The organism is Pelomonas nitida, from assembly GCF_043555975.1.
GTDB classification, from domain to species: domain Bacteria; phylum Pseudomonadota; class Gammaproteobacteria; order Burkholderiales; family Burkholderiaceae_C; genus Pelomonas; species Pelomonas nitida.
The window spans coordinates 1-19937 of the sequence record NZ_JBIGIA010000013.1; the positions used below are offsets into that span (position 1 = coordinate 1).

At 70.9% G+C, this 19937-nt stretch carries 17 protein-coding genes; 14 read left to right on the forward strand and 3 right to left on the reverse strand.

Going from position 1 to position 19937, the window contains the following annotated elements:
- The first annotated feature begins 167 nt into the window (after positions 1-167).
- Genes ACG00X_RS16605 through ACG00X_RS16615 form a run of 3 tightly spaced genes read left to right on the forward strand, consistent with a single transcriptional unit; the run spans position 168 to position 3738 of the window.
- Entirely contained in the window at positions 168-2291 is a 2124-nt protein-coding gene (locus ACG00X_RS16605) for a heavy metal translocating P-type ATPase (RefSeq protein ID WP_394489450.1), read from the forward strand.
- Positions 2288-2842: an NADPH-dependent FMN reductase gene (locus ACG00X_RS16610; RefSeq protein ID WP_394489452.1), complete on the forward strand. Its 555-nt coding sequence runs from the start codon at positions 2288-2290 to the stop codon at positions 2840-2842. The genes ACG00X_RS16605 and ACG00X_RS16610 overlap by 4 nt, the downstream gene beginning before the upstream one ends.
- Positions 2839-3738 (forward strand): pirin family protein, encoded by a 900-nt coding sequence (locus ACG00X_RS16615; protein WP_394489454.1) that lies wholly within the window; start codon positions 2839-2841, stop codon positions 3736-3738. Before ACG00X_RS16610 ends, ACG00X_RS16615 begins: the two co-directional genes overlap by 4 nt.
- Here ACG00X_RS16615 and ACG00X_RS16620 read toward each other — a convergent pair.
- Entirely contained in the window at positions 3735-4754 is a 1020-nt protein-coding gene (locus ACG00X_RS16620; RefSeq protein ID WP_394489456.1) for an STAS-like domain-containing protein, read from the reverse strand. The two genes, ACG00X_RS16615 and ACG00X_RS16620, sit on opposite strands and share 4 nt — an antisense overlap.
- A gap of 143 nt (positions 4755-4897) precedes the next feature.
- On the opposite strand from ACG00X_RS16620, the gene fba reads away from it, so the two are divergent.
- From fba to ACG00X_RS16655, 7 genes are all read left to right on the forward strand, one after another.
- Positions 4898-5962: a class II fructose-bisphosphate aldolase gene (gene fba, locus ACG00X_RS16625; RefSeq protein ID WP_394489459.1), complete on the forward strand. Its 1065-nt coding sequence runs from the start codon at positions 4898-4900 to the stop codon at positions 5960-5962.
- A 96-nt stretch (positions 5963-6058) separates the two neighbouring features.
- Positions 6059-7921, forward strand: a complete 1863-nt coding sequence (locus tag ACG00X_RS16630; protein WP_394489461.1) for an SWIM zinc finger family protein — start codon at positions 6059-6061, stop codon at positions 7919-7921.
- The gene (locus ACG00X_RS16635; protein WP_394489463.1) at positions 7918-8355 is read left to right on the forward strand and encodes a gamma-glutamylcyclotransferase family protein; all 438 of its coding nucleotides are present in this window, start codon (positions 7918-7920) and stop codon (positions 8353-8355) included. The genes ACG00X_RS16630 and ACG00X_RS16635 overlap by 4 nt, the downstream gene beginning before the upstream one ends.
- A gap of 63 nt (positions 8356-8418) precedes the next feature.
- A complete protein-coding gene (locus ACG00X_RS16640; protein ID WP_394489465.1) occupies positions 8419-9315 on the forward strand; it encodes a phosphoribosylaminoimidazolesuccinocarboxamide synthase in 897 nt (298 codons plus the stop codon).
- Between the two features lie 73 nt (positions 9316-9388).
- Complete coding sequence (locus ACG00X_RS16645; RefSeq protein ID WP_394489467.1) at positions 9389-10528, forward strand: hypothetical protein; 1140 nt, start codon at positions 9389-9391, stop codon at positions 10526-10528.
- A 63-nt stretch (positions 10529-10591) separates the two neighbouring features.
- Positions 10592-12355, forward strand: coding sequence for a serine/threonine protein kinase (locus tag ACG00X_RS16650; protein ID WP_394489469.1), 1764 nt, complete (start codon positions 10592-10594; stop codon positions 12353-12355).
- A gap of 631 nt (positions 12356-12986) precedes the next feature.
- Positions 12987-13349, forward strand: coding sequence for a hypothetical protein (locus tag ACG00X_RS16655; RefSeq protein WP_394489716.1), 363 nt, complete (start codon positions 12987-12989; stop codon positions 13347-13349).
- 19 nt (positions 13350-13368) lie between these two features.
- On the opposite strand, the gene ACG00X_RS16660 is transcribed toward ACG00X_RS16655, so the two are convergent.
- Positions 13369-14319 carry a tetratricopeptide repeat protein gene (locus ACG00X_RS16660; protein WP_394489471.1) on the reverse strand — a complete coding sequence of 317 codons (951 nt, stop codon included), beginning with the start codon at positions 14317-14319 and terminating at the stop codon, positions 13369-13371.
- A 110-nt stretch (positions 14320-14429) separates the two neighbouring features.
- Here ACG00X_RS16660 and purE point away from each other — a divergent pair, with 110 nt between their 5' ends.
- The 4 genes from purE to ACG00X_RS16680 are packed head-to-tail and all read left to right on the forward strand — an operon-like array spanning position 14430 to position 18112.
- Positions 14430-14894: a 5-(carboxyamino)imidazole ribonucleotide mutase gene (gene purE, locus ACG00X_RS16665; protein WP_394489718.1), complete on the forward strand. Its 465-nt coding sequence runs from the start codon at positions 14430-14432 to the stop codon at positions 14892-14894.
- A gap of 59 nt (positions 14895-14953) precedes the next feature.
- A complete protein-coding gene (locus ACG00X_RS16670; protein ID WP_394489720.1) occupies positions 14954-16132 on the forward strand; it encodes a 5-(carboxyamino)imidazole ribonucleotide synthase in 1179 nt (392 codons plus the stop codon).
- Positions 16132-17124, forward strand: a complete 993-nt coding sequence (locus tag ACG00X_RS16675) for an L-threonylcarbamoyladenylate synthase (protein WP_394489473.1) — start codon at positions 16132-16134, stop codon at positions 17122-17124. The genes ACG00X_RS16670 and ACG00X_RS16675 overlap by 1 nt, the downstream gene beginning before the upstream one ends.
- A gap of 22 nt (positions 17125-17146) precedes the next feature.
- Positions 17147-18112 carry an SGNH/GDSL hydrolase family protein gene (locus ACG00X_RS16680; protein WP_394489475.1) on the forward strand — a complete coding sequence of 322 codons (966 nt, stop codon included), beginning with the start codon at positions 17147-17149 and terminating at the stop codon, positions 18110-18112.
- Between the two features lie 65 nt (positions 18113-18177).
- Here the strand turns inward: ACG00X_RS16680 and ACG00X_RS16685 are convergent, their stop codons facing one another.
- Positions 18178-19911, reverse strand: coding sequence for a long-chain-fatty-acid--CoA ligase (locus tag ACG00X_RS16685; protein WP_394489477.1), 1734 nt, complete (start codon positions 19909-19911; stop codon positions 18178-18180).
- Positions 19912-19937 lie beyond the last annotated feature (26 nt).

Here is a 19937-nt window from a genome sequence, read left to right on the forward strand (position 1 = left end):
CGGGACTCACCCTTCGGGCAGGGGGCGGGCCGGGTCGGCCGCGTCGTTGCAGCGCTTGCCAAGGCGGGCAGCCTTGGCTGCGCGCTGCGCCTTGCCGCCAGCCCGGCCAGCCCCCTGCGCACCACCGATTTCACTGAGTCGCTGGACTAGCCCCGACAATCTTCCCCATGAACTCCCTGCGGTTGAAGATTTCGGGCATGACCTGCGCCAGCTGCGTGCGCCGCGTCGAAAAGGCATTGCTGAAGCAGCCTGGCGTCGTGTCGGCGGCCGTCAACCTGGCGACCGAGACCGCCAGCGTCGCGCTGCAGGACGGCGCCGCCACCGCGCCGTTGCTGGCCGTGCTGGCCAAGGCCGGCTACCCCGCGACGCTGGACGAGCCGCTGCGCACGCCGTGGTCGCAGACCGGCTGGCCGGTGCTGATCGGCGTGCTGCTGAGCCTGCCGCTGGTGGCGCCCATGCTGCTGGGGCACCAGGCAATGCTGCCCGGCTGGTGGCAGTTCGCGCTGGCCATGCCGGTGCAGGCCGTGCTCGGTGCGCGGTTCTACGTGGCCGGCTGGCGGGCGCTGCGCGACGGCAGCGGCAACATGGACCTGCTGGTTGCCCTGGGCACCAGCGCGGCCTTCGGGCTGTCGTTGTTCGAGCTGCTGCAGGGCCGCGAGCATGCGCTGTACTTCGAGTCGGCCGCCGTCGTCATCACGCTGGTGTTGCTGGGCAAATGGCTGGAGGCGCGCGCCAAGCGTGGCACGGGCGAGGCCATCCGCGCACTCGGCCGCCTGCAGCCCGAGACGGCCCGCGTGTTGCGCGACGGCGTGGAGACGGAGCTGCCGGTCGCCGCCCTGCGCGTGGGCGACCTCGTGCGCGTGCGGCCCGGCGAGCGGCTGCCGGTGGACGGTGTCGTCAGCGAAGGCCACAGCGCCGTCGACGAGGCGCTCATCACCGGTGAAAGCCTGCCCGTGCCCAAGGCGGCGGGCGATGCCGTCACCGGCGGTGCCGTCAACGGCGAGGGCCTGCTGACCGTGCGCTGCACGGCGCTCGGCGCCGAGACGCGGCTGGCGCGCATTGCCCGCTTCGTCGAGCAGGCCCAGGGCGCCAAGCCGCCCATCCAGAAGCTGGTGGACCGCGTCTCGGCCGTGTTCGTGCCGGTGGTCGTGGCCCTTGCGTTCATCACCTTCATGGGCTGGGGCCTGGCGCGCGGCGACTGGGGCGCGGCGCTGCTGCATGCGGTGGCCGTGCTCGTCATCGCCTGCCCCTGCGCGCTGGGCCTGGCGACGCCGGCCGCGCTGATGGCCGGCATGGGCGCGGCGGCGCGGCAGGGCATCCTCATCAAGGATGCCGAGGCGCTGGAGCTGGCACGTCAGCTCGACGCCATCGCCTTCGACAAGACCGGCACGCTGACCGAGGGCCGACCGCGCCTGGTGGCGCACACGGCGCCACTGCCGCTGGCCGCCGCGCTGCAGGCCGGCAGCGAGCATCCGCTGGCCCGCGCCGTTCGCGACGCGGCGGGGCCGGTGGCGCCGGCATCGGCGCTGCAGGCCGTGCCGGGGCGGGGCGTGCAGGGCGAGGTCGACGGCCAGCCGCTGGCGCTGGGCAGCGCGCCCTGGCTGACAGGGCTGGGCTTGCAACTGCCCGAGGATGCCCAGGCCGAAGCGCAGCGGGCGCAAGGGCACAGCCTGTCGTGGCTGGCGCGGCTGGGCGAGCGGCCCGAGGTGCTGGGCTGGCTGGCCTTTGGTGACGAGATCAAGCCGGCGGCGGCGGAGGCTGTGGCGCGCCTGCAGGCGCTGGGCCTGCGCACCGTGCTCATCAGCGGTGACCACCGCGCCGCCGCCGAGGCCGTCGCGCGGCGCCTGGGCATCGCCGAGATCCATGCCGACGTGCTGCCGGAAGACAAGGCCGGCATCGTCACCGGCTTGAAGGCTGGCGGCCGCGTCGGCATGGTCGGCGACGGCCTCAACGACGCGCCCGCACTGGCCGCGGCGGACGTGGGCCTGGCCATGTCCACCGGCACCGAGGTGGCGATGGCGGCGGCCGGCATCACGCTGATGCGTGGCGACCCGCGGCTGGTGGCCGACGCGATCGAGGTGTCGCGCCGCACGGTGGCCAAGATCCGCCAGAACCTGTTTTGGGCCATGGCCTACAACGTCCTGGGCATTCCGCTGGCGGCGCTGGGCCTGCTGAGCCCGGTGTTCGCCGGCGCGGCAATGGCTTTGTCCAGTGTTTCGGTGGTTAGCAACGCGCTGCTGCTGACGCGCTGGCATCATGGGCCCTCCTCCCCCCGCAAGCCCTCGCCATGAAGATCATTGCCCTCAGCGGCGCGCTGCGCCGCGCCTCCTACAACACCGCGTTGCTGCGCGCCGCCATCAAGCTGGCGCCGGCCGGCGTCACGATCGAGCTGCGCACGCTGCACGGCATTCCGCTGTACGACGGTGACCTGGAGGCCGAGGGCATCCCGGCGGCCGTGACCGAACTGCGCGAAGCCATCCGCGCCGCCGACGCGCTGCTGATTGCCACGCCCGAATACAACAACAGCATCCCCGGCGTGCTGAAGAACGGGCTGGACTGGCTGTCCCGCCCCAGCGGTGAGGGTGCCAAGCTGTTCGGCGGCAAGCCCACGGCGCTCGTCGGCGCCACGCCCGGCGGCTTCGGCACCGTGCAGTCGCAGGACGCGCTGCTGTCCGTGCTGCGCAGCTTCGGCAACGACTTCTGGATGGCGGGCCGCCTCATGGTCTCCAAGGCCGGCACGGTGTTCGACGCCGACGGCCAGCTCGTCGACGACAAGGCGCGCGAGCTGCTGCAGCAGTTCGTCGCCGGCTTCGCCGGGTTCGTGAAGGCGAGGGCCAAGTGAGCCTGCACATCGAACGCATCACCAGCCACGTTGGCGACGTGGGCGGCATCCCCATCCAGCGCGCGCTGCCGAACAAGGGCCGCCGCGTCATCGGCGCTTGGTGCTTCGCCGACCACGCCGGCCCGGCCACGCTCGCGCCCGAGCAGCGCATGAACGTCGGCCCGCATCCGCACACGGGGCTGTCCACCTTCAGCTGGATGATCGAGGGCGAGATCCTGCACCGCGACAGCCTGGGCTCCGAGCAGGTCTTGCGCGCCGGCCAGGTCAACCTGATGACGGCGGGCCACGGCATCTCGCACAGCGAGGAGTCGCTGACCGACCGCATCCACCTCGCGCAGCTGTGGATCGCGCTGCCCGACGCCGAGCGCGAGCGTGCGCCCAGCTTTCAGCATTTCCCCGAGCTGCCGCGCTGCGCCGTGGGCGGCTTCGACGGCACGCTGCTGGTGGGCGAGCTGGATGGCCAGCGCTCGCCGGTGCCCAGCTTCACGCCGCTGCTGGGTGTGGACCTGGCCGCCGACGGCCCGGCCGATGCCGTCATCGCGCTGCGGCCGGGCTTCGAGCACGGGCTGATGCTGTTGGAAGGCGAGGTCGAGGTGGCGCCGGCCGGCCACGACGCGGTCGAGACGGTGACGCCGGGCACGCTGCTCTACATCGGCCCCGGCTGCGAGTCGGTCGAACTGCGCTGCACGGCGGCCACGCGGCTGCTGCTGCTGGGCGGCGAGCCGTGGAGCGAGCCGCCGCTGCTGTGGTGGAACTTCGTCGGCCGCGAACCGGCGGAGATGCAGGTCTGGGCCGAGGACTGGGCGCGCGCCGATGGCGGGCGCTTCGGGGCGGTAGCCGGCTACGTCGGCCCGCGCCTGGTGGTGCCGCCGGTGCCGGCGCTGCGCAAACCCTAGCCGGCGCGTGCGCTCTTGATCAACGCCGCGATCCGCGGCGTGGTGTTCACCGCCACCAGCTCGATCTGCGGGTTGGCCTTGGCGAACACGCGGAACAGCTCGTCGGTGAAGCCATGGCCCACGTCGGTCACGCCGTCGAAATCGATCTCGGCGCGCTTGAAGGTCGTCAGCCGGGAACCGACGCGGCGGGCTGCGGCGCGGGAGTCCAGTGCCTGGCCTTCGGTCGTCAGCAGGCGCAGCTGCACGCGGGTCTGGTCGAACTCGATGCCGTCGCCGGCGATGCTCCAGGCCTCCATGACACCGTCCAGCGTGCGCGTGGTGTTCAGCGCGATGGCCATGTAGATGCTGCTGCCCTGGCGCGGCAGCGCGCGGCCCTTCTTCCAGCCGCTGCTCTCCCACGCGCGGCGCTGGTAGGCGGTGTTGTTGGCGTGGATGTCGAACACGTCGGCCAGCTGGCTGCTGAAGAACAGGCCGCGGCCGGTGTGGGCGTCGGGCGCGCTGGTGAGCCGCCCCTTGCTGAGCTCCAGCATCGCGTGCTGCGTGTCTTCGAGGTTGAAGGCGGTGCAGATCTTGTCGAACACGCCGCAGCCGTCGTCGCTGACGAGCAACTGCACATGCGAGGGCGTCTGGCGCAGCGACACGGTGACGCTGCTGCCGCCGGAATGGTCGGCCGCGTTGTTGACCAGCTCCGTGAAGCCGTGCTGCACCATGCGCTCCACGTGCTTGGGCAGCGCGAAGTGCGGCGCGAAGTCGCGCTGCCAAGGCAGGTCTTCCTGCAGGCCGTAGAGGGTGTAGGAGCGCGCCACCTGCCGCAGGCTGCCGGGCGAGAACGTCGGCCGGCGCGCCGTGCCCGAACGCACCAGCCAGCCGGCATCCACCAGCCGCTTGAGCGCCGAGAGTGCGGCGCGGTGGCTCGCGCCGGTGCGCTCCTCGATGTGGGCGGCCAGGTCCAGCGAATGTTCGCCCGCCGCTGCGGTGATCCAGTTCGTGAGGTGATCGAGCACCAGTCTTGTCATTTGCGCATTGTGCTGACTACTCTCAACCATGGGGGTGGGGCATGCCCGGGCCTCCATAGAATCCCCTACTAGTTACGGCGGGGTTACCAACTAGGTTGGCGCCACCGTCGGCCCAGATTTCTCAACTCCTCCGGGGAATTCCCATGCCTCTCGTCTCCATGCGCCAGCTGCTGGACCACGCCGCCGAAAACGGCTACGGCATCCCAGCATTCAACGTCAACAACCTGGAGCAGGTGCAGGCCATCATGGCAGCGGCCGACGAGGTCGGCGCACCGGTCATCCTGCAGGCCTCGGCCGGTGCCCGCAAGTACGCTGGTGAGCCCTTCATCAAGCACCTGATCCTGGCCGCCACCGAGGCCTACCCGCACATCCCGCTGGTCATGCACCAGGACCACGGCACGTCGCCCAAGGTCTGCGCCGGCGCCATCGACCTGGGCTTCGGCTCGGTCATGATGGACGGTTCGCTGATGGAAGACGGCAAGACGCCGTCGTCCTTCGAGTACAACACCGAGGTGACGCGCAAGGTCGTCGAGATGGCGCACAAGGTCGGCGTTACCGTCGAAGGCGAACTGGGCTGCCTGGGCAACCTCGAAACCGGTGATGCCGGTGAGGAAGACGGCATCGGCGCCGTCGGCAAGCTGGATCACAGCCAGATGCTGACCGACCCCGAGGAGGCCGCGCAGTTCGTGAAGGCCACGCAGCTCGACGCGCTGGCCATCGCCATCGGTACCAGCCACGGCGCCTACAAGTTCAGCCGCAAGCCCACGGGCGACATCCTGGCCATCAGCCGCGTGAAGGAAATCCACGCGCGCATCCCCAACACCCACCTCGTCATGCACGGCTCGTCCAGCGTGCCGCAGGAGTTGCTGGCCGTCATCAACCAGTACGGCGGCAAGATGAAGGAGACCTTCGGCGTGCCGGTCGAGGAGATCCAGGAAGCCATCAAGCACGGCGTGCGCAAGATCAACATCGACACCGACATCCGCCTGGCCATGACCGGCGCGGTGCGCAAGTTCCTGGCCGAGAACCCCGACAAGTTCGACGCCCGCGAGTGGCTCAAGCCCGCCCGCGAAGCCGCCAAGCTCGTCGCCAAGCAGCGCTACATGGAGTTCGGCTGCGAGGGCCAGGCCGCCAAGATCAAGGCGCGCACGCTGGTCGACATCGCCGGCGCCTATGCGCGTGGCGAGCTGGCGCAGCGCGTCAACTGAGCGCCGAGCGTCGGCTCACACAACAAAAGGGCTGCCCGGGATGGGCAGCCCTTTTGCTTTAATCGGGCCGCCTTTCACACCTGACCTCTCTTGCCGATGGCTTCTGCCCCCGCGCGTGACGTGTCCCGCTCACCCTCCGGTGCCACCGAGGCCACCGCAGCCCAACGCCAGGCCTGGCTGGCCGCGCTGGCTGATGATCGACTTGCCGACCTGACCTATCCGGTCATCATGGAGCGCGGCCGGCAAATCCTGGGCAGCGGCGCCATCCAGCGGCCCGAGTTGCAGTACACGGCCGAGGGCCAGGTGGCCATGCTGGCCACCATCGTCGGCACAGAGCCCTATGAGGTGGGCGTGATGCTCTCGGGCCGCCGCCGCGTGGCTCTGGAGTCGAGTTGCACCTGTCCCCATGCGGAGGACGGCTTTTTCTGCAAGCACCAGGTAGCGCTCGCCCTGCGGCTGCGTGCCGAACTGAGCGGCGAGGCGGTGGAGGTGGGCGCTGCGGCGGCCCGTCAACATGCCGCCACGGTCAAGCGCGCAGCCACCGTCGCGGCCAAGACGACAGCTTTGCGGGAGTTCCTCCTCGCTCAACCCAGCGCCGCGCTCGTCGAGCGCCTGATGCAACTGGCCGACGAGGAGGCCCACATCCGGCGGACGCTGCTGGCCTGGCAGGCGACCTCGCAGGCGTCGGGGGATGCCAAGGCCCTGGGCAAGCTCATCACGCAGTTGCTGCCGGCCAAGGACTTTCTCGACTGGCGTGACAGCAACGCCTATGCCCGCAGTGCCGCACAGGTGTTGCCGGTCCTCCAGGGAGCCTTGCAGGCGCAGCCGCCAGCGCAGGCGCTGCACCTGGCGGAGCAGGCTTATCTGCGCTTGCAGAAGCAGCTGGCAGATGCCGATGACTCGGGTGGCCAGCTGGGCGATGTTTGCGCCGAGGTGGGGCGGCTGTGGCTTCAGGCGCTGGCGCTGGCGGGCCCGCAGCCGGCGGCCTTCGGCGACCGGTATGCCGCGATGCGCGACCAGGCGCTGGTGGACCTCATTCCCCATGCCGAGGCGGTGGCGGCCATGGGGGAGCTGGCCGCGCGCCGCTACGGCAGCCGGCTGCGCGAGCGCTACGAGTCAGCGGCTGCCCGACCCCAGCCTGAGCGCAGCAGCTGGTCAGCCAGCGACGGCGGCCTGTGGCAGGCGCGCCACCGCTACCTGGAACACCTGCGCGCCATGGGCGACATGGAGGAGGTGCTGCGCGCGCTGCGGACGTGCCTGCAGACCGGGGAGGATCACCTCGCCCTCGTCGAGGAACTGGACCGGCTGCAGCGCGTGCGGGAGGCTGTGGACGTTGCCCAGCGCGCCTACCGGCTGTTTCCGCAGGACTGGCGCGTCGAGGCCAAGTTGCTGGAACTTTATGAGCGCGACGGCTGGGATGCCGAGGCGCTGGCCGTGCGCGAGGCACGCTTTGCGCGCCAGCCCAGCGCCGAGAACGCGCTGGCCGTGCTGGCCGCGGCCCGCACGGCCAGGCAGCCGGCCGAACCCCTGCGCGAGCGCATGTGGCAGGTGCTGATGGAGCGCGAGAACCAAGTCCTGGCCAACTGGAAGCCGCTTTACTCGTTCGGCCGCGAGTCCCGCCCGGAAGGCCCTGACGTGAGTGAGCGACTGGCATGGCTGCTGCAGGAGCAGCGCCTTGAGGACGCGCTGCAACTCGCTGCACCGCCGCGCCGGGCAGCCCTGCCGCTGCTGCAGCGTCTGGCGGTGGTGTTGCCGCCTGAGCGTTACGAAGAGGCGGTGCCCTTGCTGAGCCGCTGCTTCGACGCGTCCATGCCCTCGGCCACCAGCCCGTATGCCGACGTGCTGGCACTCGTGCACCAGATCGCCGAGCGTCTACCCGAACCGCGCCGCAAGACCTGGCTCGACGGCCTGCGTCAGCAATACCGCGCCAAGCGCAACTTCATCAAGGGACTGCCGTGATCGAGCCCCATACCGTCCACTGCTTCACCTACGGCTCGCTGATGTGGGCGGACATCATGGCCCGCGTGTGCGGGCAGGCGTTCGCCAGTGAGCCGGCATTGCTGGCCGGGCATGCCCGCCACCCGGTGCGCGGGCAGGACTACCCGGGGCTGCGGCCGCTGGCCCAGGGCCAGGTGGCCGGGCGGCTGTACCGCGATGTCGATGCCGCCGCCTGGGCGCGGCTGGACGCCTTCGAGGGCGAGGAGTACGAGCGCGTCGAGGTGCTCGTCGCGCTGTCGGGCGGCGGCCAGCTGCCCGCACAGGTCTACCGCTTTCGCGACAGCTTCGCGCAGCGCCTGCTGCCGGGCGACTGGGACGTCGAGGCCTTCGGCCGCGAGGGGCGGCAGCGCTTCATCGAGCGCTACGTCGGCTTCGATCGGGTCGACCTGCCATGACGGCGCCGTAGCGCGGCCCGGGCGGCACCTAAAATCGCGGCCCTGTCCCTGAGCTGCGCCGCCATGTCCCAAGCCCTCTACGAATCCAGCCTCACTTCCCTGCCGCTGCTCGGCCGTGGCAAGGTGCGTGAGAACTACGCCGTCGGCGACGACCGCATCCTCATGGTGGCGAGCGACCGGCTCTCGGCCTTCGACGTCATCATGGGCGAGCCCATCCCCGGCAAGGGCGCGCTGCTGACGAAGATGGCGCTGTTCTGGTTCGACAAGCTGCAGGGCATTGTCCCCAACCACCTGACCGGCGAAGACCCGCTCTCCGTCGTCACGCCCGCCGAGGCCGCGCCGCTGAAGGACCGCACTATGCTGGTCAAGCGCCTGAAGCCGCTGCCCATCGAGGCCGTGGTGCGCGGCTACCTGGCCGGCAGCGGCTGGGCCGAGTACCGGCAAAGCCAGAGCGTCTGCGGCGTCGCGCTGCCGGCCGGGCTGCGCAATGCCGACAAGCTGCCCGCCCCCATCTTCACGCCCGCCACCAAGGCCGAGATGGGCGACCACGACGAGAACATCTCGTTCGAGCAGGCCGCCGCCATCATTGGCGCCGACCTCGCCGCCCGCGTGCGCGACATCTCCATCCAGCTCTATCAGCGCGCGGCCGACTTCGCGCTGACCAAGGGCATCATCATTGCCGACACCAAGTTCGAGTTCGGCCTGGACGCCGACGGCACGCTGACGCTGATGGACGAGGTGCTGACGCCTGACTCCTCGCGCTACTGGCCGGTCGAGAGCTATGCGCCGGGCAGCAACCCGCCGAGCTACGACAAGCAGTTCGTGCGCGACTGGCTCGAGCAGGCCACCGTGGATGGCAAGCCCTGGGGCAAGACGGCGCCCGCGCCGGCGCTGCCGGCCGAGGTCATCGCCCGCACGGTGCAGAAGTACGAAGAAGCGCTGCAACGGCTGACGGCATGAGCGCCGCGCTGGGCCGCCCCAAGCAAGCTCGCTCCCGCCTGGCGGGACAGGCCGCAGGCCGAAGGGTGCCCCAATGAGCGCTGCCGGGCCGGTCAAGCTCAGGAGTCGGCTGGCCCAGCGGCTGGACGCGGAGATCGCCGCCGTCGCCTCGATGCCCGCGCGGGCGGCGGTGTTGCAGGTTCAGCGCGCCATCCTGTGGATGCGCCATGGGCGCGAGGCCGAGGCGCGGGACGAGCTGGCCCGGCTGCATGCGCGGGCGCTGGTGCACCCGCGTGTGGAGCTGGGCGCCTGGCTGCACCTGGCCGAGGGCCTGATGGCTTATTTCGGCGCTTTCGGCGGCGATGCGCGCGACCGGGTGCGGCGCGCGCGCGTCATGGCGGCCGGCAGCCGGCTCACGTCGCTGCAGGCGTTGGCGGATGCGTGGTTGGCGCAGGTCGACTTCGTCGGCCGCGATATCGAGCGCCTCATCGGCCACGCGCGCGCCTCGCTGGCGGCGCTGCAGCCGGACGACCATGCGGCCGGCTACCGGGTCGCCACGGCGCTGGCCTCGGCCTGGAGCCTGGCTTCCGGGGAGGCCGCCGCGACGCCCTGGTACGCGTGGGCCCGTCAACATGCCATCGCCGAGGGCGACGATGCCGGTCTGGCGGCCCTTCATTACAACCAGACACTTATGCGCGCGCTGCGGATTCGCCACGCCGCGCTGGCCGGTGAACCGGGCGAAGCCCCGGCTGTTTTGCTGGGCGTGGAGTCCGTCGGGCGCTTCGATGATGCGGTTGGCGGCTCCGCGCGCGCCGACCTGACGCCGCTGTTGCGCGCGCAGTTGCTGACCGTTCAGGGCGATTTCGGCGAGGCTGCCGGCCTGCTCGAAGCGCAGTTGCCGGCCGCCATGGCGGCTGGCCTGGCGCGGCTCGGAGGCAGCCTGATGGCCGATCTGGCCTGGTGTTGGGCCAATACAGGCGAGACTTTGCGGTCCCGCGCGCTCGCCGACCAGGCCGCGCTGGAGGTGCTGGCCGAGGACCAGCCCGGCTGCGACATCGACGAGCGCGCCGCCCTTCATGCCCGCCTCGCCCAGGTCTACGCGATGCTGCACGAGGACGGCCTGGCCGCCCGCCAGGTGGAGGCTGCCGTCGCCGCCCGGGCCCAGGACGCCGCGCAGCGGCTCGACTGGGCGGAGCGCCTCACGGAGGCCGGGTTGGTGCATCCGCCACGTTGAAGGGGTTTCAAGGCGTAGTTTTGGGGCTGTGACACCGTCAGGGCTGCGTTACGCTCGCGCGCCATGACCGCCGCCCCCGTTGACGACGTTGAACACGCCATGATGGCCCTGCCCAAGGGCACGCGCTTTGGCGAGCTGGAGATCCTTGGCACGTTGGGCGTCGGGGGCTTCGGCATCGTCTATCTGGCCGTCGACCATGCGCTGGAACGCGAGATCGCGATCAAGGAGTACATGCCCAGCCAGTTCGCGCAGCGCGACGGGCAATCGCAGGTCTCCGTGCGTTCCGAGTCCGTGCGCGAGACCTTCGACGTCGGCCGGCGCAGCTTCGTCAACGAGGCGCGCCTGCTGGCCCGTTTCGACCATCCGTCGCTGCTGAAGGTCTACCGCTTCTGGGAAGCCAACGGTACCGCCTACATGGCGATGCCGCGCCTGGTGGGCCAGAGCCTGCGCGATGCGCGCAGCGCCCAGACCACGCCGCCGCCCGAAGCCTGGGTGCGGCGCATCTTCGACGCCATCCTGGGCGGCCTGGAGGCGCTGCACGCCCAGAACGTGTGGCATCGCGACGTGGCGCCGGACAACATCTTCCTGCCGGCCGACGGGGCGCCGCCCATCCTGCTGGATTTCGGCGCGGCCCGTCAGGCCATTGGCGACCGCAACCAGGTCTTCACCGCCATCCTCAAGCCCAGCTTCGCGCCCATCGAGCAATATGCCGAGGCCACCGGCCTGCGGCAGGGGCCGTGGACGGATTTCTATGCGCTGGCGGCCGTCACCTACGAACTGCTGACCGGCCACCCGCCGCAGCCCTGCACCGCGCGGGCGATGAGCGACGAGTTGCGGCCGCTGTTCACGCCGGGCTATTCGCCGGTGTTCCTGGCGGCGCTGGACTGGGCCCTGCGTGTGGCGCCGCACCAACGGCCGCAGAGCGCGGCGGCCTGGCGCGAGGTGCTGGACGGCCAGGCCGCCGTGCCGCCGCCGCAGGCCGCTGCAGCAGCGTCCCGGCGCCCGCCGCCACCGCCGCCTCCCGCACCGGCGGTCGACATCTCCTTCGCCGACACCGTGCAGGTTGCGCTGCTGGAGGAGCCGCCGAACGGTGCTGCGGTCCCGCCTGTGGTTGCCGGGTCGGCAGCCGCGTCGGCGCCAGCGCCTGCATCGGTGCGGCCGGCAAGGCGCTCGCCGCGGCGCCGCTCGGGCCTGTGGCTGTTGAGGGCGGCTGGCTTTCTGGCGCTGCTGCTGCTGGGCCTGATTGCGCTGCAGCTGCGCAGCAGCCTGACGCGGAACACCACGCCGGCTGCCGATGTCGCGGCGTCGGCGGTGGTCCCGCCGCCCGCGGTGCCGGTGGCGCCGGCGACTTCCGAGCCTGCGAGCGCGACCGCTTTTGTTCTCGAGGGCGCGGCGTCGGAGCCGGCCAGCGCGCCGGCGATGGCCGAACCCGCCGCTTCTGCGGCCTCCGCGGCCTCTGCAGAGGCCTCCGCCTTGCTGCTCAAGGGGGCACCCGCCCTGCGCAATGCGGCGGTCATGCGACGCGATGCGGCGGCGGCCCGCCCCCTCGTCATCGAACGAGCGGTCGAAACGCCACGCGCCGCGCCGCGCGGCCCCGTCAACATGGCGCCTCCACATGCCGCCTCCGTTGCCGCGCCCGTGCAGCCGGCGGTGGCGTCGGTCGCCGCGCACGGCGAACCGCGCACGCCCGCCGAAGCCTGCGGCCAGCGCGTGCTGCTGGCGCGGACCTGGTGCATCGACCGCCAGTGCGCCAAACCGCAGTACCGCAACGATCCCGAATGCGTGAGGCTGCGCGATTTGCGCAGCGGCGACAGCGGCATCCGCTGAGCAGCGCACGGCGCGTCATCGCGCTTCGGCCGGCGGGCAGGCGCATGGATGGCGTGGCCCGTGCCACTTGCCGCTTGTGTGGGAGGCCTGTGGGTGACTAGAGTCGCGAGGTCCGCCGCTCCGGCGGTCGCACGAAGGCGCCGCCATGCCCGATGTTCGCCCCTACCCCTGTGCCCATGTGCTGGACCTGACGGCACGCCTGGGGGACCACGCCCTCGCGCAACTGGGCAAGCCCACACTGGATGACGCCGGCCACTGGCCCGATCTGCCGCTGAGCACGCATCCGCGAGCGCATCGCGTCGACTGGCAGCGCCCCGGCAGCGCTGCGCTCATGGCGCCGGCGGCCGACGCTGGCGCCCTCATCGTGCTCATCGGCCCGGGCGCGTTGAATCGCCTGGAGGGTGTGCTCGCCATGGCGCGCGACTTCGCTGGCCCGGTCACGCTGCTGCTCACGCCCAGCGCCATCGTCGAGCAGTTGTGGTTCAAGTCCCGCCGCGCGACGCTGCCGCCGCACGTCGAATTCCACACGCTTCCGTCCAGCGAGCCCGTCCCGATGTGGATGGTCATGCTGGAGCAGATCACCAAGGTGCCCGCGCCCGCGGGCCTGGCACCCATCCCAGGAGAAGAAGCCATGTCCTCGAACCTCGAACAGTCCATGCAGGCGGCCATGACCATCAACGGCGCGCTCGCCGCTGCGCTGGTGGATTTCAACAGCGGCATGTGCCTGGCCCAGGCGGGTGGGGGCATGAACCTGGACCTGGCGGCCGCCGGCAACACGGAGGTGGTGCGGGCCAAGCTCAAGACCATGGAAACGCTGGGCCTGCGCCGCGGCCTGGAAGACATCCTGATCACGCTGGTGGACCAGTACCACCTGATCCGCCTGATCCCGACCCACCCGGGCCTGTTCCTGTACCTCGTGCTCGACAAGGCCAAGGGCAACCTGGCCCTGGCCCGCTACAAGCTCAGCGACATCGAGCGCGGCATCAGCGTCTGACGCGCGCCGCCGGCGGCGCTCAGAACAGCGCCATCGACAGCTTGCGGCGGTACTGGTCGATCAGCGGATCGCTCTGCACGACGGCAGCCTTGCCGGCGATCTCCAGCGTGCCGCTCTTGGCCTCGGCCACGGGCTTGGGCGCGGGCTTGGCCAGCAGCTCCAGGATGGCGACGTAGGTCTTGCGCGCGGCTTCGCCGTTCCAGGCCTTGTCGCGCATGATGATTTCCAGCAGCTCGTCCATCGCCTGCGTGAAGCGCTGGCCGGCCAGGTGCAGCTGGGCCAGCGTGAAGCGGGCGTCGAAGTCGCGCTTGTTGGTGGTGATCGCGGCCTGCAGCGCGGCCGGGTCGGCCCCTTCGGCGGCCTCGAACGCGCTCAGCCAGGTGGCCAGCGCGGCCAGGCGCGGTGCGGGCACCAGCGTGTCGGCGGCCTTGGCGGCCACCGGCGCGAAGGCCTCGCGGGCTTCGGCCACGAGGCCCAGTTCCAGCAGCGCCTTCACGTAGTCGAAGCGCGCGGTGTCGTTGGCCGGGTCGGTCTGCACGGCGTGGGCCAGCTTGCCCAGCGCGGCCTCCAGGTCGCCCTCGGCCATCAGGTCTTCGGCGGCGGCCACGTCGGCCTCGGCTTCCAGGGCCTCGCCGGCCGGCACGTGCTTGTCCAGGAATTCGCGGATCTGCGCCTCGGGGATGGCGCCGACGAAGCCGTCCACCGGCTGTCCGCCGACGAACATCACGCAGAACGGGATGCTGCGCACGCCGAACATCTGGCTGAGCTGGCCGGCGATCTCGGGCACCTCGTCGCTGTTGAGCTTGGCCAGCGTGAAGCGGCCGGCGTAAGCCGTCTCCAGCTTCTCCAGCATGGGCCCCAAGGTGCGGCAGGGGCCGCACCACGGCGCCCAGATGTCCAGCAGCACCGGCTGGGTCTGGGACGCGACGATGAGTTCGGCTTCGAAGTTCTGGAGGGTGATGTCGATCATGGCGGAAAGCAGTTGGGCCTCGGCTCCTACAATTCAAGGCTTCCTGAGCCTCGGAGCGCGCCTTGCCTACCCCAGCCCCCACGAACCCTGATGCCGTCGTCGGCATCGTCATGGGCTCCAGCAGCGACTGGGAAACGATGAAGCAGGCGGCCGAGATTCTGACCGAGTTCGGTGTCGCCTTCGAGGCACGCGTGGTGTCGGCCCACCGCATGCCCGACGAGATGTTCGCCTATGCCGAAGCGGCGTCCGGCCGGGGCCTCGTGGCCATCATCGCCGGCGCCGGCGGCGCCGCCCATCTGCCCGGCATGCTGGCCGCCAAGACGACGGTGCCGGTGCTGGGCGTGCCGGTGGCCAGCCGCCACCTGCAGGGCGTCGATTCGCTGCACTCCATCGTGCAGATGCCCAAGGGCATCCCGGTGGCGACCTTCGCCATCGGCAATGCCGGCGCCGCCAACGCGGCGCTGTTCGCGGTGGCCATGCTGGCCACGGGCGACGCGGCGCTGCTGCAGAAGCTGAACGATTTCCGCGCCCGGCAGACGGCCGTCGCGCAGGCGATGACCGAGGACCTGCGTTGAGCGCGGCCTGGTCGCCCGAAGGCGCTCAGCTCCCCACCGGCGGGGCAACGCCCGGCGAGATGGGCGCCGCGCTCCCTGCGGCGCTGCTCCCCGGCACCGCGACCCTCGGGGTGCTCGGCGGTGGCCAGCTGGGCCGCATGTTCGTGCACGCCGCGCAGGCGCTGGGTTACCGCTGCATCGTGCTGGACCCGGACGCCATCAGCCCGGCCGGCGCCGTGGCCGAACAGCACATCCAGGCCGGCTATCTCGACTCGCTGGGCCTGGCGCGCCTGGCGCGTGACTGCGACGCCATCACGACCGAGTTCGAGAACGTGCCGGCCGTCGCGTTGCAGACGCTGGCCGGCATGCGCGTCGTCGCGCCCGCCGCAGCCTCGGTGGCCGTGTGCCAGGACCGGGCCGTCGAGAAGGCCCATTTCGAGGCCGCCGGCGTGCCCTGTGCGCCGCATGCCGTCATCACCAGCGATGTCGAGCTGGCTGCCGTGAACCCGGCGCTGCTGCCGGGCATCCTGAAGACCAGCCGCATGGGCTACGACGGCAAGGGCCAGGTGCGGGTGCGCACGGTTGCCGAGCTGGCCACGGCCTGGAGCGATCTGAAGCGCGTGCCCTGCGTGCTGGAGCAGCTGCTGCCGTTGAAGGCCGAGCTCAGCGTGCTCGTCGCGCGCGGCGCGGACGGTCAGCTCGTCAACTACCCCGTGCAGCAGAACCTGCACCGGGACGGCATCCTGGCCGTCACCGAGGTGCCGGCGCCGGACGTGCCGGCCGACGTGGCGGCGCAGGCCGTCGCGGCCGCGCGCCAGGTCGCCCAGGCGCTGAACTACGTCGGCGTGCTGTGCGTCGAGTTCTTCTGGCTGGACGACGGCCGCCTCGTCGTCAACGAGATGGCGCCGCGCCCGCACAACTCCGGCCACTGGACGATGAACGGCGCGAACGTGTCGCAGTTCGAGCTGCAGGTGCGGGCCTTGGCCGGCCTGCCGTTGCCGATGCCGCGCCAGCATTCGGCGTCGGTCATGCTGAATCTGCTGGGCGACCTGTGGTTCCCGCCCGCCGGTGGCCCGACGACGCCGGCTTGGAGCCAGGTGCTGGCGCTGCCCGGCACGCATCTGCACCTGTACGGCAAATCCGAGGCACGCCCCGGCCGCAAGATGGGCCACCTGAACATCACGGCCGAGACCCCGGAGGCCGCCCACGCCGTGGCGCTTCAGGCGGCCGCGCTGCTGGGCCTGCCGGGCGACTTCTGATGCTGCTGCCCGGCTCCGACCCCGCCGCCGTCCAGGCCGCCGCGCGTCGCCTGGCCGACGGTGAGCTGCTGGGCCTGCCGACGGAAACCGTCTACGGCCTGGCCGCCCGGGCTGACCAGGACGCGGCTGTCGCCGGCATCTTTGCCGCCAAGGGCCGGCCCAGCGACCACCCGCTGATCGTCCATGTGCTGGATGCCGACGGCGCTGAACCCTTTGCCGACCACCTGCCCGACGTGGCGCGGCGGCTGATGGACGCGTTCTGGCCGGGTCCGCTGACCGTCATCGTGCCGCGCCGGCCCGGCGTGGCCGAGGCAGCAGCCGGTGGCCACGCCACCATTGCGCTGCGGGCACCGGCCCACCCGGTCGCCCGCGCGGTGCTGGCGGCAGCGCGCGAGCTGGGCGTGCAGGGCGTGGCGGCGCCCAGCGCCAACCGCTTCGGCCGTGTCAGCCCGACGCTGGCGCACCACGTCGTCGAGGAGTTCGGTGCCGGCTTGCTGGTGCTGGACGGCGGCGCCTGTGAGGTCGGCATCGAATCCAGCATCGTCGACTGCAGCCGCGGCCCCGCGCAGCGGCCGACGCTGCTGCGCCCCGGCCTCATCGGCCGGGATCGCATCGAGGCGGTGCTCGGCGAGCCGCTGGCCGAGCCCGATGCCACGGCGCCCAAGGCCTCCGGCACGCTGGCGGCCCACTATGCGCCGACGGCGCGCGTGCGGCTGCTGTCGGCCGAGCGGCTGGCTTTACTTGTGGCCTCCGCCGCCGGCGGTGGGGCGCTCGAGGGGGTGGCTGTATATTCACGCGCCCAGCTGCCGGCCTGGCGCTGGCAACCCCTGCCACCCGACCCTGCGGCGGCGGCCCATGAACTGTTCGCCGTGCTGCGCAGCCTCGATGCCGCCGGTGCCCGCGAGATCTGGGTTGAAGCACCGCCCCACGACCCCGCCTGGGATGGCGTGCGGGACCGGCTCAGCCGGGCCGCCGCCGCCTTCACCGATTGAGTTTTTCCCTGAGTTGATCGTCATGCACCGAGTTGTCTCCCAGAAATTCAAGCGCGGCCTGGCCCTGGCTGCGCTGGCTGCATCGGCTCTGGTCGCCGGTTGCGGCGGCGGCGGCACGTCGCAGATCGAACCCTTCGCGCCCACCCGCATCATTGCGTTCGGCGACGAGAGCGGCGTCATCCTGCAGAGCGGCAAGAAGTACGGGGTCAACGCGCTGGACGCCAATACCAAGCAGCTGGACTGCGCCAGCAACCCCGTATGGACACAGGCGCTGGCCGCGGGCTTCGGCTTCGTCTACCAGGAGTGCAACACGGCCTTCGTGGCCTTGCCCCAGGGCCTCATGTATGCAACGGCGGGTGCCAAGGTGGCCGACGTGCGCGACAAGATCGACTACCACCTGACCAACGACCGCTTCGGTCCCAAGGACCTGGTGGCCGTGATGGTGGGTGTGAACGACATCATCGAGCTCTACAAGCAGTTTCCGGCGGTGGGCCGGGACTCGCTGATGGCCGAAGCATCGGCTCGCGGCAAGCTGCTGGCGCAGCAGGTCAACCGCATCGCCGCCGCGAACGGCCGCGTCGTGGTTGCGACCATTTTCGAAGTGGGGCTGACCCCTTTCGGCCAGAACGAACGTCTGCAGCAGACTGACACCGACCGGGTGACGCTGCTCAACGACCTGAGCACCGCCTTCAATGTCGCGATGCGCCTGGCGCTGAACAGTGATGGCGGGCTGGTGGGCCTCGTGCTGGTGGATGACGCCATCCAGCAATACGTGCGCTTTCCCAGCCTGGGCAACTACGCCAACGTGACCGACGCGGCTTGCCGCTCCGACGTCGCGGTGCGGGACTGCACCACCGACACGCTGAAGCCCGAAGTCACGGCCACTGCCGGCAAATGGTTGTGGGCCGGCGACACGACGCTGGGGCCGGACGCGCAGCAGCGCATCGGCACGCTGGCGCTGAGCCGCGCCAAGAGCAATCCGTTCTGAGTTCGCGCAGGGGCTTCACGCCCCGTCGCTCAAGCCCGCGCGGCCGGTGAGCCGGCCCGGCATGCTCAGCCAGGCTGGGTCCGCAGCTCGCGGCGCAGGATCTTGCCGACGTTGCTCTTGGGCAGGTCGTCGCAGAATTCGATGAAGCGTGGCCGCTTGTAGGCCGTCATCTGCTGGGCGCAGTAGCTGGCGAGGTCTTCTTCGGCCAGTGCCGGGTCGCTCTTGACGACGAAGAGCTTGACGGCCTCGCCGGACTTGGCGTCCGGCACGCCGATCGCAGCGCACTCCCGCACGCCCGGGTGCAGGCTGACGACCTGCTCGATCTCGGTCGGGTAGACGTTGAAGCCGCTCACCAGGATCATGTCCTTCTTGCGGTCGACGATGCGCACGAAGCCGCGTTCGTCCATGACGCCGATGTCGCCGCTCTTGAAGAAGCCGTCGGCGTGCATGGCGTTGGCGGTTTCGTCGGGGCGGCGCCAGTAGCCGGCCATGACCTGCGGGCCGCGGATGCAGATCTCGCCGCGCTCGCCCAGCGGCACGTCCTGGCCATCGTCGTCACGGATCGTGATCTCGGTGCCCGGGATCGGCAGGCCGATGCTGCCGCTGAAGACATGCTGGTCCAGCGGATTGATGGTCGCGGCCGGCGACGTTTCGGACAGGCCGTAGCCTTCGACGACCGGACAGCCGGTGACGCGCAGCCACTTCTCCGCGGTGGCCTGCTGCACCGCCATGCCGCCGCCGTTGGAGATGACCAGCTCGGAGAAGTCCAGCCGCGCGAACGCCGGCTCCGCCAGCAGGGCATTGAACAGCGTGTTGACGGCGGGAAAGATGTGCAGCTTGTGGCCGCGCAGCGTGTCGACGAACCCCGGGATGTCGCGCGGGTTGGGCACCAGGATATTGAGATGACCCATGCGCGCGCCGAGCATGAAGCAGGCTGTCAGCGCGAAGATGTGATAAAGCGGCAGCGCGCAGACGTTGGTGAGCTGCAGGTCGGCTGGCAGCTTGGCCAGCGTGGGCTGGAACCAGGCCTCCACCTGCAGGATGTTGGCCACGATGTTGCGGTGCAGCAGCGTGGCGCCCTTGGACAGGCCGGTGGTGCCGCCCGTGTATTGCAGAAAGGCGACGTCGTCGGGGCCCAGCGTCGGCTTTTTCAGGCGCAGCCGCTCGCCATGGCGCAGCGCTTCGTGGAAGTGCACCACGGTGCGGCCGTTGCCGACCTTGATGCGGAACTCCGGCACCAGCTTCTTGACGTGGCGCACCGCGAAGTTGACGAGCGGGCCCTTCCACCAGTTCAGCAGATCCCCCATGGAGGCCAGCACGACGTGGTGCACGTCGGTGGTGTCGATGACCTGGGCCAGCGTGTGCGCGAAATTCTCGAGCACGACGATGGCGCGGGCGCCGGAGTCCTTGAGCTGGTGCTCCAGCTCGCGCGTCGTGCACAGCGGGTTCACGTTCACGACCACGAAACCGGCGCGCAGCACGGCGGCGAGCGTGACGCCGTATTGCAGCAGGTTGGGCATCATGAGGGCGACGCGGTCGCCCCGCTTCAGGCCCTGGGTCTGCAACCAGGCGCCGAGTTGCAGCGACAGCCGGTCCAGCTCGTCGAAGCGCATGCGCTGGCCCATGCAGATGGCGGCGTCGCGGTGGGCGTGCAGCCGCAGCGCTTCGTCCAGCAGCTCGACGACCGACCGGTAGCGCCCCGCGTCGATCTGCGACGGCACGCCGGCCGGGTAGCTGGCCAGCCAGGGCTTGGCGCGGGATGTCGCGGGAGGGACGTCTTCGGCAAGGACGGCGGTCATCGTCGGGCCTTCTTGGCGTGCGCTGC

What these genes read in the sequence shown, in the direction of transcription:
- ACG00X_RS16640 (WP_394489465.1), top strand. Translation starts at nt 8,419, where the DNA reads ATGTCCCAAGCCCTCTACGAATCCAGCCTCACTTCCCTGCCGCTGCTC.
- ACG00X_RS16675 (WP_394489473.1), top strand. Translation starts at nt 16,132, where the DNA reads ATGCTGCTGCCCGGCTCCGACCCCGCCGCCGTCCAGGCCGCCGCGCGT.
- ACG00X_RS16685 (WP_394489477.1), bottom strand. Translation starts at nt 19,911, where the DNA reads ATGACCGCCGTCCTTGCCGAAGACGTCCCTCCCGCGACATCCCGCGCC.
- ACG00X_RS16610 (WP_394489452.1), top strand. Translation starts at nt 2,288, where the DNA reads ATGAAGATCATTGCCCTCAGCGGCGCGCTGCGCCGCGCCTCCTACAAC.
- ACG00X_RS16620 (WP_394489456.1), bottom strand. Translation starts at nt 4,754, where the DNA reads ATGACAAGACTGGTGCTCGATCACCTCACGAACTGGATCACCGCAGCG.
- ACG00X_RS16655 (WP_394489716.1), top strand. Translation starts at nt 12,987, where the DNA reads ATGTCCTCGAACCTCGAACAGTCCATGCAGGCGGCCATGACCATCAAC.
- ACG00X_RS16680 (WP_394489475.1), top strand. Translation starts at nt 17,147, where the DNA reads ATGCACCGAGTTGTCTCCCAGAAATTCAAGCGCGGCCTGGCCCTGGCT.
- purE (WP_394489718.1), top strand. Translation starts at nt 14,430, where the DNA reads ATGGGCTCCAGCAGCGACTGGGAAACGATGAAGCAGGCGGCCGAGATT.
- ACG00X_RS16605 (WP_394489450.1), top strand. Translation starts at nt 168, where the DNA reads ATGAACTCCCTGCGGTTGAAGATTTCGGGCATGACCTGCGCCAGCTGC.
- ACG00X_RS16650 (WP_394489469.1), top strand. Translation starts at nt 10,592, where the DNA reads ATGACCGCCGCCCCCGTTGACGACGTTGAACACGCCATGATGGCCCTG.
- fba (WP_394489459.1), top strand. Translation starts at nt 4,898, where the DNA reads ATGCCTCTCGTCTCCATGCGCCAGCTGCTGGACCACGCCGCCGAAAAC.
- ACG00X_RS16670 (WP_394489720.1), top strand. Translation starts at nt 14,954, where the DNA reads ATGGGCGCCGCGCTCCCTGCGGCGCTGCTCCCCGGCACCGCGACCCTC.
- ACG00X_RS16630 (WP_394489461.1), top strand. Translation starts at nt 6,059, where the DNA reads ATGGCTTCTGCCCCCGCGCGTGACGTGTCCCGCTCACCCTCCGGTGCC.
- ACG00X_RS16645 (WP_394489467.1), top strand. Translation starts at nt 9,389, where the DNA reads ATGAGCGCTGCCGGGCCGGTCAAGCTCAGGAGTCGGCTGGCCCAGCGG.
- ACG00X_RS16660 (WP_394489471.1), bottom strand. Translation starts at nt 14,319, where the DNA reads ATGATCGACATCACCCTCCAGAACTTCGAAGCCGAACTCATCGTCGCG.